The sequence below is a fragment of the Rhodococcus sp. IEGM 1409 genome (genome assembly GCF_030056735.1).
GTDB lineage: Bacteria > Actinomycetota > Actinomycetes > Mycobacteriales > Mycobacteriaceae > Rhodococcus_F.
Genome location: NZ_JASHKN010000003.1, coordinates 139340 through 151864, shown reverse-complemented (window position 1 = coordinate 151864; position 12525 = coordinate 139340). Strand labels below are relative to the sequence as shown.

12 protein-coding genes and 2 tRNA genes are annotated in these 12525 nt (G+C 62.8%); 5 read left to right on the top strand and 9 right to left on the bottom strand.

From position 1 onward, the window contains the following. Nucleotides 1-6: 6 nt before the first annotated feature. The 3 genes from QM716_RS10595 to QM716_RS10585 all read right to left on the bottom strand — a co-directional run bounded on the left by QM716_RS10595 (nucleotide 7) and on the right by QM716_RS10585 (nucleotide 2393). A complete protein-coding gene (locus QM716_RS10595) occupies nucleotides 7-594 on the bottom strand; it encodes an ATP-dependent Clp protease proteolytic subunit (protein ID WP_007730960.1) in 588 nt (195 codons plus the stop codon). Between the two features lie 216 nt (nucleotides 595-810). Next, complete coding sequence (tig, locus tag QM716_RS10590) at nucleotides 811-2184, bottom strand: trigger factor (protein ID WP_283304112.1); 1374 nt, start codon at nucleotides 2182-2184, stop codon at nucleotides 811-813. Between the two features lie 135 nt (nucleotides 2185-2319). After that, nucleotides 2320-2393: transfer RNA gene (locus tag QM716_RS10585), tRNA-Pro, on the bottom strand. Between the two features lie 433 nt (nucleotides 2394-2826). Here QM716_RS10585 and QM716_RS10580 point away from each other — a divergent pair. After that, nucleotides 2827-2900, top strand: a tRNA-Gly gene (locus QM716_RS10580). Between the two features lie 197 nt (nucleotides 2901-3097). Then, nucleotides 3098-3868 (top strand): DUF1542 domain-containing protein, encoded by a 771-nt coding sequence (locus QM716_RS10575; RefSeq protein ID WP_283304463.1) that lies wholly within the window; start codon nucleotides 3098-3100, stop codon nucleotides 3866-3868. Nucleotides 3869-3881: 13 nt separating this feature from the next. On the opposite strand, the gene QM716_RS10570 is transcribed toward QM716_RS10575, so the two are convergent. Continuing rightward, nucleotides 3882-4679 (bottom strand): Fpg/Nei family DNA glycosylase, encoded by a 798-nt coding sequence (locus QM716_RS10570; protein WP_283304111.1) that lies wholly within the window; start codon nucleotides 4677-4679, stop codon nucleotides 3882-3884. Nucleotides 4680-4694: 15 nt separating this feature from the next. After that, nucleotides 4695-5168 carry a ribose-5-phosphate isomerase gene (locus QM716_RS10565; RefSeq protein WP_003944571.1) on the bottom strand — a complete coding sequence of 158 codons (474 nt, stop codon included), beginning with the start codon at nucleotides 5166-5168 and terminating at the stop codon, nucleotides 4695-4697. Nucleotides 5169-5268: 100 nt separating this feature from the next. Between QM716_RS10565 and QM716_RS10560 the strand changes: the two genes are divergently transcribed. Continuing rightward, complete coding sequence (locus QM716_RS10560) at nucleotides 5269-6147, top strand: M48 family metallopeptidase (protein ID WP_283304110.1); 879 nt, start codon at nucleotides 5269-5271, stop codon at nucleotides 6145-6147. Here the strand turns inward: QM716_RS10560 and QM716_RS10555 are convergent. Further along, complete coding sequence (locus tag QM716_RS10555) at nucleotides 6135-6758, bottom strand: DsbA family oxidoreductase (protein ID WP_003944541.1); 624 nt, start codon at nucleotides 6756-6758, stop codon at nucleotides 6135-6137. The genes QM716_RS10560 and QM716_RS10555 overlap by 13 nt on opposite strands. A 166-nt stretch (nucleotides 6759-6924) precedes the next feature. Between QM716_RS10555 and QM716_RS10550 the strand changes: the two genes are divergently transcribed. Together QM716_RS10550 and pepN are read left to right on the top strand one after the other, a co-directional pair. Next, nucleotides 6925-8160: an NAD(P)/FAD-dependent oxidoreductase gene (locus QM716_RS10550; protein ID WP_283304109.1), complete on the top strand. Its 1236-nt coding sequence runs from the start codon at nucleotides 6925-6927 to the stop codon at nucleotides 8158-8160. A 65-nt stretch (nucleotides 8161-8225) separates the two neighbouring features. Then, nucleotides 8226-10805: an aminopeptidase N gene (gene pepN, locus QM716_RS10545; RefSeq protein ID WP_283304462.1), complete on the top strand. Its 2580-nt coding sequence runs from the start codon at nucleotides 8226-8228 to the stop codon at nucleotides 10803-10805. A gap of 74 nt (nucleotides 10806-10879) precedes the next feature. Here pepN and QM716_RS10540 read toward each other — a convergent pair whose 3' ends face one another. The 3 genes from QM716_RS10540 to QM716_RS10530 all read right to left on the bottom strand — a co-directional run bounded on the left by QM716_RS10540 (nucleotide 10880) and on the right by QM716_RS10530 (nucleotide 12453). Next, complete coding sequence (locus QM716_RS10540) at nucleotides 10880-11359, bottom strand: DUF5130 family protein (protein ID WP_283304108.1); 480 nt, start codon at nucleotides 11357-11359, stop codon at nucleotides 10880-10882. Beyond that, nucleotides 11346-11609: an aa3-type cytochrome oxidase subunit CtaJ gene (ctaJ, locus tag QM716_RS10535; protein ID WP_283304107.1), complete on the bottom strand. Its 264-nt coding sequence runs from the start codon at nucleotides 11607-11609 to the stop codon at nucleotides 11346-11348. Before ctaJ ends, QM716_RS10540 begins: the two co-directional genes overlap by 14 nt. A gap of 145 nt (nucleotides 11610-11754) precedes the next feature. Beyond that, complete coding sequence (locus QM716_RS10530; protein ID WP_283304106.1) at nucleotides 11755-12453, bottom strand: HNH endonuclease; 699 nt, start codon at nucleotides 12451-12453, stop codon at nucleotides 11755-11757. Nucleotides 12454-12525: the final 72 nt, after the last annotated feature.

The window sequence follows — 12525 nt, the reverse complement described above, 5'->3', positions numbered from 1 at the left end:
ACCGGCTCAGTTGCCGGTGCCGCCGGCCTGATTCGCACGGGAGACGACGTGGTCGACGAAGCCGTACTCGAGAGCTTCCTTCGCCGTGAACCAACGGTCACGGTCGGAGTCCGCGGTGATCTGCTCGACCGTCTGACCGGTGTGCTGAGCGATCAGCTCGGCCATTTCACGCTTGGTGTGCTTGAACTGCTCAGCCATGATCGCGATGTCGCTGGCGGAACCACCGATACCGGCGGACGGCTGGTGCATCATGATGCGGGCGTGAGGCAGTGCGTAACGCTTGCCCTTGGTGCCGGCCGAGAGGAGGAACTGACCCATCGACGCCGCAAGGCCCATGCCGAAGGTGGCGATGTCGCACTCGGCGAACTGCATGGTGTCGAAGATCGCCATACCTGCGGTCACGGATCCACCGGGCGAGTTGATGTAGAGCGAGATGTCTCGCGTCGGGTCCTCGGCCGAGAGCAGCAGAATCTGTGCGCACAGCTTGTTGGCGATGTCGTCATCGACCTGGGTACCGAGGAAAATGATGCGCTCTCGCAGCAAGCGCTCGTACACCGAGTCGCTGAGGTTCAACCCAGCGGTCGCTGAAGTCATGGCGGGACTCTGCAAAGTCTCCAGGTGATTGGAAGTCACGGTACCTGCCTTCTATGTGGATCTACTTGTGCGGTGGATCGTCTATGCGAAACACTTCTACTGACACAGACAGTAACGAAGTAGGGCGGCACCGGAGTCCCGGTGCCGCCCTACTTCGCTCAAAGCGGAAAACTCAGTGCAGTCGATCGTGGTGAAAACACCCGTCCGTCTGCGTTTTTACTTGTCTTCGCTCTCGGCGGAATCAGACGCATCCGCTTCGATTTCGTCTTCGCTGCTGCCGAACAGCTCTGCGGTGTCGACAACGGCACCGGAGGTGTCCTTGACACCGGCCGACTCGACGACGGACGCGAGAGCCTTGCCACGACGGACGTCTGCGAAGACGGCGCCGAGCTGGTTGGCCTGCTGGATCTGCTGGATGAACTGCTCAGGAGCCATGCCGTAACGCTGCGCCTGGAACAAGATGCGCTCGGTGAGCTCGTCCTGACCGACGGTGACGTTGCCCGCATCGGCGATCGAGTCGAGCAGGAGCTGCGTCTTGACGGAGCGCTCAGCGGCTTCCTGGGCATCCTTGTCGAACTCTTCGCGGCTGCTGCCCTGCTCTTCGAGGAGCTTGTTCAGTGCCTCTTCGTCGTGATCGAGACCGTGAACGGCGTCGTGCAGTGCAGCGTCGACCTCGGCCTTGACGACGGCCTCCGGCAACGGAACCTCGACGGTCTCGAGCAGCTGCTCGAGAACCTTGTCGCGAATCTGACCGGCCTGCTCGACCTTGCGGACGCGTGCGACGCGCTCACGGAGGTCTGCCTTCAGTTCTTCCAGGGTGTCGAACTCGCTGGCGAGCTGAGCGAACTCGTCGTCCTCAGTCGGAAGCTCGCGCTCCTTGACCGTCTGCACGGTCACGGTGACAACAGCTTCCTTGCCTGCGTACTCGCCGGCGACCAGCGTCGACGTGAAGTCCTTGGACTCGCCGGCCTTGAGGCCGATGATGGCTTCGTCGAGGCCCTCGATGAGCTGGCCCGATCCGACCTCGTGCGACAGTCCGCTCGCGGTTGCCTCGGCAACGTTCTCTCCGTCGACGGTGGCCGACAGATCGATGGAGACGAAGTCGCCGTCCTCGACTGCGCGGTCGACGCCGGTGAGGGTGCCGAAACGCTGACGCAGCGAAAGCAACTGCTCTTCGATGGCTTCGTCGGTGATCTCGATCGGATCGACCTCGACGTTGATGGAGCTGAAGTCAGGGAGCTCGATCTCGGGGCGCACGTCGACCTCGGCGGTGAACTCGAGGAGCTCGCCGTCTTCGATCTTGGTGACCTCGATCTCGGGCTGGCCGATGGCCTTCACGCCGGCGCTGGTGACAGCCTCGGAGTAACGCGACGGCAGAGCGTCGTTGACGACCTGCTCGAGCACAGCGCCGCGACCGACACGTGCTTCGAGGAGGCGGGCCGGAGCCTTGCCGGGACGGAAGCCGGGGAGACGAATCTGCTGCGCGAGGGCCTTGTAGGCCTTGTCGAAATCAGACTTGAGTTCCGCGAAGGGCACCTCAACGTTGATACGGACTCGCGTCGGGCTGAGCTGCTCGACGGTGCTCTTCACGAAACTTCGCTCCTTCGTCTGGTCTTGCTCACAACTTGTGTTGAATCGGTACTGCTTGTGTTGAATCGGTACTGCTGTCTGGCGCGGCACTTCACTCCCGTACGAACTGGAGGTGAAGTGCCATGTACGTACTTGTCGGGATGACAGGATTTGAACCTGCGACCCTCCGCTCCCAAAGCGGATGCGCTACCAAGCTGCGCTACATCCCGTTTCCGATCACATGAACACCGAACACATGAAACACCGAACACACGATACGGCCTTCTGAGGCCACAAAGACACGGGCCACAAAGGGAGCCACCATCGGTGACCGCGCACAACCCTATCGCGCTCACTACTCTCTCACGAACCCGACCGTCATTTGTACACGGCCCGCCTGTCCGACTCCGCAAGTATGTCATCCGACCCGCGGCCCCGTTGATGTCGTTGCCTGACTGTCCTTGACTGACCGATCACGACACCCGAACTGGACGCTGCGCCGCCGGCGAAGACACACACGACTCGCCGGGCAATTCGGCAATTCCCCAGGTGAACGACGGTATCGAACTTCCCCGACCCCCCGATTATGAAATCCGGAGGGGCATTGGGTACAGTTTCGTATCGCAGACGACGAACACGGCGATCCCGAGTTGTCGTATGCACGGGGATGTAGCTCAATGGTAGAGCCTCAGTCTTCCAAACTGATCACGCGGGTTCGATTCCCGTCATCCCCTCCATCAGGAGGGACACTCCACAAAGATCCGCATCGGCCTGGCCGGTGCGGATTTTTTTGTGCGCGCTGAATTTCGTGCACTCAGACCACTCCCCTGCGGTCCGTATCCTGGAGTTGTCCGGATCGATTCTGCTCGGGAGGCCACTCGTGACTACGATTCTTCTCATACTCGTCGTTTTGGCCGTAGTCGTATTTCTGGTCATGAAAAGCCAGCAACGCGGTTCCGGCCACAGCGCAACACAACTCGACGACGCGAAAGCCGATGCCAGGCAAGCGATCGAACGCCTCGGCGGTCAGGTCTACAACCTGACCGGCAGTGACAACGCGTCGCGCCAAGCCCTCGCCGACGCGGCCGAACGATACAACGCCGCAGGCTCGCAGATCGATCAGGCTGCGACGCCGGTTCAGGCTCGTCTCGCGAAACAGACTGCGCTGGAAGGGCTTTACTACATCCGCGCGGCACGGGTGGCGATGGGCATGGATCCGGGACCGGAAGTTCCCTCCATCGACGGTCAGAAGGCTGCGGGTTCTGTCACCGAAGACCGTGAGGTCGAATTCGAGGGCCGCAAGGTCGCCGCATCACCCAATCCGTCTTCGCACACACCCAACTACTACCCCGGTGGCCGAGTCGCAGGACGCCCGGTCCCGGCCGGCTGGTACTCCGAGCCCTGGTGGAAGCCTGCCCTCGTCGCCGGCGCCTGGGGTCTGGGTTCGATGATGCTGTTCTCGACCATGTTCTCCGGAATGGCCGGGGTTCCTTACGGCGCAGAAGCTTTCGCCCAGGGTGGCGATCCCGGCGCCGATACGGGAGCCGGCGACTCCGGAGATCAGGGCCAGGACGCCGGCGATTCCGGTGCGGACCAAGGAAGTACCGACAACACGGAATACACGGCAGACGGTGGCTACGACGGCGGGGGCAGCGACTTCGGCGACTTCGGCGGTGGTGGGGACTTCGGCGGCATGGACTTTTAACCGTCCGGCTGTTCTACCCAGCCTGACACACCGGGCACCAGAACAGGTTTCGTGCCTTCATCACGGAATGCAGGATCGGTGTGCCGCATACGCGGCACGGCGATCCTGCTCTTCTGTAGACGTAGGTCCGCGGACGATCTTTTGCGTACCCCGGATCGCCGTTGTCGTGCTCGGCGCGAACGACGTGCATCTTCCCGCGCCTGACACCGACTTTCATCAATTCGACAAGGTCTGCCCACATGGCAGTCCACTCGTCGTGAGAGACGAGATTTCCTTCTCGTTCGGGGTTGATTCCGTGGCGAAAGAGAAGCTCGGCGCGATAAACGTTGCCGACACCTGCGAGGACCGCCTGGTCCATCAGCAGGGCGCCGATTGCCGTCTTGGACTTGGAGATTCGCATCCAAGCCTTCTGCGGATCCGCGTCGCGGCGCAGTGGGTCCGGCCCGAGCCGGGCTTCTATCGCGGCGACCTGAGGCGGTAGCAAGACTTCGCAGGCGGTGGGACCACGAAGGTCGGTGCCGAAATCGGCACCGACCATTCGCATCCGGACCTGGCCTACCGGTTCTTCCATCGGCAGGGTGGCGTCGGTGAACTTTCCGTACAACCCGAGGTGCACGTGAACTGTCAATCCGTTGTCGTACGTGTGCCAGAGGTGCTTTCCCCAGGCATCCGATGACGTGAGTACGTGTCCGTCAACCAGGCGCGCGTCCTCGGCGAATCTGCCTTGCGGACTGAGGACGCGGACCGGTGAACCGACGAACTTGCGGGCATGCAACCGTGCCAGCCGGTGCAGGGTATGACCTTCAGGCACGGAACAACTTTCGGATCAGGCTTGCGGCAGAGCCGGTGCGACGCCGGTCTTCTCGTACTCGGACAAGATGTCGATACGACGCTGGTGGCGCTCTTCACCCGACCATGCGGTGGCGAGGAAAGCGTCGACGATGGCAAGCGACTCCTCGAGGGAATGCATACGTCCGCCGATGCCGATCAGCTGAGCGTTGTTGTGCTCGCGGGCCAGCTTCGCCGTTTCGACGCTCCAGGCGAGGGCGCACCGTGCGCCGGGAACCTTGTTCGCTGCGATCTGCTCGCCGTTGCCACTGCCACCGAGGACGATTCCCAGGCTGCCCTCGTCGGCGACGACGCGCTTTGCGGCTTCGATACAGAAGGCCGGGTAGTCGTCCACGGCGTCGTACTCGTGAGCACCACAGTCGATGGCCTCGTGGCCGTTCGCTTTCAGGTGTTCGATGATCTCGTTCTTACGTTCGAATCCGGCATGGTCGGCACCCAGGTATACGCGCATGGCGACAATTCTCTCAGGCCCGACCAGCCGGGCGCACCCGGGTCGACGTCACACTTTCAGGAGCGCGCATCGCCGTGCGAGCGCACCTATCGTGGTGCCCATGTACCCCGCCAACGCTCAGGCCGCTGCACCCGCCGTTCGCGTGTCACCGGGTAGTGACGCGGTTCGCCACCCGTGGGAAATCCCGCTACTCGTGCTCGCAGTTCTGACGACGGTCGTCACCTATGTGGTGGCGATCGTTCTGATCGCTGCGGGTGATCTGTCGACGTGGATCCTCGTGGTGCTCGCGGCTCCGATCTTGCTGTTCCTCGCGCGAGGTCAGCTGTACGGGTCGCAGCAGGTCAACGGAATCAAGATGACGCCTTCACAATTTCCGGAGGGGTATCAGCTGGTTGCGGAGGCTGCCGCACGGTTCGGCATGAAAACTCCGCCGGATGCCTACGTCGTGCTGGGGAACGGACGGATCAACGCATTTGCGTCGGGGCACGGATTTCGCCGGTTTGTCGTCGTCTACAGCGACCTGTTCGAAGTCGGTGGGCAGGCACGCCAGCCCGACGCGCTCGCGTTCATCATCGGCCACGAGGTCGGTCACATCGCTGCTGGACATGCGTCGTACTGGCGTCAGTGGGGACAGTTCGCGTCGAACTACATTCCGGTGATCGGGTCTTCGCTGTCGCGTTCCATGGAGTACACGGCGGACAACTTCGGTTTTCACATGCGCCCACAGGGCGCTCCGGGCGCGATGGGCGTCCTCGGCGCGGGCAAGTATCTGGTCGGCCTGGTCGGGTTCGACGAACTCGCCGATCGCGCGACACTCGAATCCGGGTTCTTTCCGTGGTTCGTCAACATCTTGTCGTCGCACCCGGTGCTGACCTGGCGTGCGGCCGCGCTTCGCAACCGCACGCACTCAGGTCATCTGTTCTTCCGGCCCGGTCAGCTCTACCGAAATCCGGCGCTCACTGCTGCTCAGTCGAACTGAGGATCCTCGTTGCGGGTCCGCTTGAGCTCGAAGAAGTGGGGGTAGCCGGCCAGCGCGACTGCGCCGTCCCACACCTTGCCTGCGTCCTCGCCGCGCGGGATGCGCGAAAGCACGGGGCCGAAGAACGCCACACCGTTGACATGAATCGTCGGGGTTCCGACGTCGGGTCCGACGGCGTCCATGCCCTTGTGGTGGCTCTCGCGCAGAGCCTCGTCGTACTTGTCGGTGTCGGCGGCCTCGGCCAGTTCAGGTGGCAGGCCGACCTCGGCGAGGGACGACTTGATGACGTCGGCGAAGTCCTTGTTTCCCTCGTTGTGAATCTTCGTACCCATCGCCGTGTACAGCGGCAGGAGGATCTCGTCACCCTTCAGCTGCGCCGCAGCGATGGCGACGCGGACCGGGCCCCAGGCCTTGGTCATCATCTCGCGGTACTCGTCGGGCAGGTCGCGGCCCTCGTTGAGAACCGCAAGGCTCATTACGTGGAACTTGGCCTCGATGTCGCGTACCTGCTGGGCCTCGAGAATCCAGCGCGAGGTGATCCAGCACCACGGGCAGAGCGGGTCGAACCAGAAGTCAGCAGTGTCCGTGGTCTTGCTCGAGGTTGCGCTCACGAAGAAACTCCCTATCAGTTCATGTCGGTCAGGTCATATCAGTTCGGGGACATACTCCCGTCCTGCCAACAATCATGAACCCGCAATCCTTCCCGCGCTTTTCCCCGAACCACCTTCCGATCGCAGTAGTGTCGAAAAGAAACGAGTGCGAAGGAGCGGTTCAGTAATGAGCACCAACCGGAGATTCGTGATCGTCGGCGGCGGGCTCGCGGGCGCAAAGATCGCAGAAGCCCTGCGTGACAGAGATTTCGACGGTGAAATCACCGTCTTGAGCGAAGAAGACCACCTGCCGTACGAGCGGCCGCCACTGTCGAAAGAGTTCTTCGCGGGAAAGAAAACCCTCCCAGAATTCACCGTCCACGACGGCGAGTGGTTCCGCGACCATCGCATCGATCTTCGACCGGGAACCACGGCAACGGCGATCGACACCGCTGCACACACCGTGTCACTTCCGGACGGTTCCACTATCAGCTACGACAAGCTCGCCTTGGCCACCGGTTCACGTTCGCGGCGCCTCGACATCCCGGGGTCCGACGCCGAGGGCATTCACTACGTGCGAACAGTCGATCAAGCCGCTGCGTTGCTGCACACCCTGGCGGCCGACAAGAAACTCGTCGTGATCGGCGCCGGCTGGATCGGCCTGGAGATCGCCGCATCCGCACGAGGTTTCGGCGTGGCCGTCACCGTCCTCGAACACGCCGATCTTCCGCTCGAATCGACGCTCGGACCGGAGATGGGCGAGGTGTTCGCGACGCTTCACCGTCAGAACGGCGTCGACTTGCGTACCGGCACCGACGTCAAGGCCATCGCGCTCGACGGTGACCGCGCCACCGGCGTCACGCTCGAGGATGGCACCGTGATTCCCGCCGACGCCGTCCTGATCGCCGTCGGCGCGCTGCCCAACATCGAGTTGGCGTCGGAGGCGGGTATCGACGTCGACAACGGCGTCCTCGTCGACGCGGGTCTGCAGAGCAGCGACCCGGACGTCGTCGCGGTGGGCGACATCGCGGCCGCCCAGCACCCGATCCTGAATGCGCGAATCCGGGTGGAGCACTGGGCAAATGCGCTCAACCAACCGGAGATCGCCGCAGACACCATGCTCGGTCGCCCGGCCGAGTACGTCCGGATGCCCTACTTCTTCACCGATCAGTACGACCTCGGGATGGAGTACGTCGGTCACGCACCACGCGGTACATATAGCTCCGTCGTCACCCGCGGCGACGTCGCCAAGCGTGAGTTCCTGGCCTTTTGGCTCGATTCGGAGAACACGGTGCTCGCCGGGATGAACGTCAACATCTGGGATGCGGGTGACGCCATCAAGGAACTGGTCGCATCGCCGCGTCCCGTGGATCCGGCTCGACTGGCCGATTCCGCAATTCCGTTGGCAGAGGTGTCCGCGTAAGTAGCAACGCTCGCTTCGTGATGGGATGGACGCACTGGATCCGCACCATCTACGAGGAGATCTTTGTGGTCGCACCGAATCTGACACGCGAAACCGCAGCCGAGCGGGCAGCACTGCTGACCGTCGACAACTATCTGATCGAACTCAATCTCACGGACGGAAACGACGCACCCGGCGAGGAGACGTTCTCCTCGAAGACCACGGTCACGTTCACGGCTACGGCCGGAGCAAGCAGCTTCATCGACATCGTCGCGGCCCGAGTCCATTCCGCAGTTCTCAACGGAACGGCACTCGACGTATCCAGCTACGACGAGTCGACGGGCATCAGCCTGCCCGTCCTCGCTGCCGACAACGAGTTGGTCATCGAGGCCGACTGCGTCTACTCGCACACCGGCGAGGGGCTGCACCGATTCGTCGACCCGACCGATGACGCCGTCTACCTCTATTCACAGTTCGAGACGGCTGACGCCAAGCGCATGTTCGCGTGCTTCGATCAGCCTGATCTGAAGGCGACGTTCGACGTCCGCGTCACGGCGCCCACGTCGTGGAAGGTGATCTCCAACTCGGCCGTCGTCGACACTGTCGCGGCAGATCCGGGTCAGCACATCTTCCGCACCACCCCGAAGATGAGCACCTACCTTGTCGCGCTCATCGCCGGTCCGTATGCGCAGTGGACCGATACGTACTCCGACGAGCACGGCACCATCCCGCTCGGAATCTTCTGCCGTGCCTCGCTTGCCCAATTCATGGACGAAGAGCGGCTCTTCACCGAGACCAAGCAGGGCTTCGATTTCTATCACCGCAATTTCGGCGTTCCCTACGCATTCGGCAAGTACGACCAGCTGTTCGTTCCGGAGTTCAATGCCGGGGCGATGGAAAATGCCGGCGCCGTGACCTTCCTCGAGGACTACGTCTTCCGTTCCAAGGTGACTCGGTACTCGTACGAACGTCGCGCCGAAACCGTGCTTCACGAAATGGCACACATGTGGTTCGGCGACCTCGTCACGATGGCGTGGTGGGACGACCTGTGGCTCAACGAGTCGTTCGCGACCTTCGCTTCGGTCTTGTGCCAGACCGAGGCCACGGAGTACACGAACGCCTGGACGACGTTCGCCAACGTCGAGAAGTCGTGGGCGTACCGCCAGGATCAGTTGCCGTCGACGCACCCGATCGCCGCGGACATTCCGGATCTGGCCGCCGTCGAGGTCAACTTCGACGGCATTACCTACGCCAAGGGCGCCAGCGTCCTCAAGCAGTTGGTCGCATACGTCGGACTCGAGCCGTTCCTCGCCGGACTGCGGGAGTACTTCCGTGAGCACGCATTCGGGAACGCAACCTTCGACGATCTACTAGGTTCACTCGAAAAGTCCTCGGGCCGTGATCTTTCCGACTGGGGTCGGCAGTGGCTCAAGACCACCGGCCTGAATATCCTGCGCCCCGACTTCGACGTCGACACGGACGGAAAGTTCACCCGTTTCGCCGTCCTGCAGGACGGTGCTGCCCCCGGCGCCGGGGAGCGTCGAATCCACCGAATCGCCATCGGAATCTACGACGACGTCGACGGCAAGTTGGTGCGCACCCATCGCGTCGAACTCGACCTCGATGCTGCGGAAAGCACGGATGTTCCCGGGCTTGTCGGCGTTGCCCGCGGTGCGCTCGTGTTGGTCAACGACGACGATCTGACGTACGGCTCCGTGCGACTCGATCCCGAATCGTTGGCAACGGCGATCGAGCGGGTCGGTGACATCACCGACTCACTCCCCCGCACCCTGGTCTGGTCGGCGGCGTGGGAAATGACCCGCCAAGCCGACCTGAAGGCACGCGACTTCGTCGCACTGGTCGGACGCGGAATCAGTTCGGAGACCGAAGTCGGTGTGGTGCAACGTCTCTTGCTCCAAGCCCAAACCGCCATCGGCTCCTACGCCGATCCGGCCTGGGCCGAGGCCGAAGGCGCGGCGAGCTTCGCCAATCGCTTGCTCGAACTCGCCCGTGAGGCAGTGGCCGGGTCCGACCACCAGCTGGCATTCGTCAACGCACTGACGGGTGCCGCACTCTCGCCGTGGCACACCGAAGTGCTCCGCGAGCTGCTCGATGCCGATCCGTCGACTGTCGGGCTGGACGGGCTCGTTGTCGACACCGACCTGCGTTGGCGCATCATCGGAGCACTCGCCGGAGCCGGTGAGATCGACGCAGACGGCATCGAAACGCCGTTCATCGACGCCGAAGCCCAGCGCGATCCCACCGCTGCGGGAGCTCGCCAGGCCGCTGCCGCAGCCGCGGGACGCCCGCAGGCTGCGGTCAAAGAGCAGGTGTGGGCAAAGGTCGTCGACGACGATTCGGTCCCGAACATCACCGCGCGCTCGATCATCGGCGGTTTTGTCCGGGAAGGCCAGGACGAGATTCTCGAGCCTTTCGTCGCACGCTACTTCGCGGACATCGCGTCGGTCTGGGAACGACGTTCGAGCGAGGTTGCACAGACCGTCGTCATCGGTCTCTACCCGGGGTGGTCGATCACAGCCGAATCGGTGGCAGCCGCAGATCGTTTCCTCGAGGGCGATCTCCCCCCGGCGCTCCGCCGTCTGGTCGTGGAGGGTCAGGCCGGAGTAATCCGTTCACTGGCGGCCCGAAAGTTCGACGCGAGCTGATCGCGTAAAGACCGGTGCCCCACGTTGATTCCGGAGAATCGACGTGGGGCACCGATCTTGTGTTTACCGAAAAATCAGGGTGCAGCAATGGCGGCGGACATGACGCGGATCGCGCTGATCAGTCCATCGATCAAATTGCCTTCGCTGAACGAAGACACTGCGGCAGTGGCGCCGAGCTGAGCGACGCGATCGGTGACCCGATCGGCAACTGCTCGTCCGCTGCGGACCTCGACGGTCCGCTGGTTGGGCGAGACAGCGATCAGTACGGAACGTTCGGACTCGGGAGTGTTCGGGAACAGTGCGTCGGCACCCGCCGCGGGATCGGCGCCCAGATCACCGATGTACGCGTTGAACCGCACCTTGGTTGCGCGGATCGCTTCGGTCAGAGCGACATCGAGCGCCACCAGATCCATCGGGGCGAACGGAAGATCGTCCGTGAACGGCTCGCCGACTCGGTGCACACCGGAAATGCGTCCACTGGATGTGACGACGCTGCCCACAGGCAGGTCTTCGGGCGCTACTGCGAGCGCGGTCCCATGATCACCACTTGCCACTTGCGGACCCTCCGATCAGATCAGCCGAACCGGCTTCGATTGCGTGTGCGCCGGCGTGATGACCACCGCGAACGGTGACCTCGTCGACAGCACTCCACAGGACGGGAGCGTGATCCCACGACTCACCGAGATGGAACGCCGGCGGAACCGGTCCCGGCGTCTTCTTCCCAAGGAAGGACGCAGCCGCGAAGAACGCGGTGATCAAGGCCGGAATCCCAACGTATATCAGTACTACCTCGAGAATGCTCACACCAGTAACGTAGCCCAGAACGCCAGGAAGGAAAGCGTCAGGGCCACAAATTCTCGGGCAATTTCGTTCCGGTGACGCTAGAACACGACTCAGGCTGCGCCCACACTGAAACAAAGCTCAGGCTGCGCCCACGCCGAAACAAAGCTCAGGCTGCGCCCACGCCGAGATACGGCATCCACGCCGGATGCAATTCCTTGGTCGCCGCGAGCAGACGCCAGTGCGGGCCGGACGGCGGAACCAATTCCGCACGGAGGCTCCATCCGAGCTCACTGAGCATCTTGTCTGCTTTGCGGTGGTTACAGGGGGCACAGCACGCGACGCAGTTCTCCCACGAATGCCCGCCACCTCTGCTGCGGGGAACAACGTGGTCGATGGTTTCGGCTTTGGCTCCGCAGTAGGCACATCGGAAATGGTCACGATGCATCAGTGCGGCGCGGGTCATCGGTATGCGGGCGCGATACGGAACACGCACGTAGGTGCGCAATCGAATGACCGAGGGAACCTGCACCGACCAGTCCGCGGAATGGACTACCGGGCCTTGTTCGTCCTCGTGGACGGTATCGGCCTTGCCGCAGGCCATGAGTACGACCGCGCGCCGTGCGGGAAGGGCGGTCAGCGGTTCGTAGGTGACGTTGAGCAGTAGTACCCGACGTTTTACCCACTCGGGGACGACGCGATCGGGAGGGAACATCTCGAGGCGAGAATGTTCTTCGGAAAAGAGTGGGTCAGCAGTGTGAGCGAACCCGTCAGGAACAACTTCCAGAACAGCCCCTAACGCGTGGTCGTTCCGCGCGCTAGTGGGCTGGAGTTGTCGGTGATTGCGTGCAGCATGTCGGTTCTTCATACGACCTCCGGGAGACTGCCCCCAAGTTGACCACGGATGATCGCTTTACGCACTCCCATTTCGAACAAAATT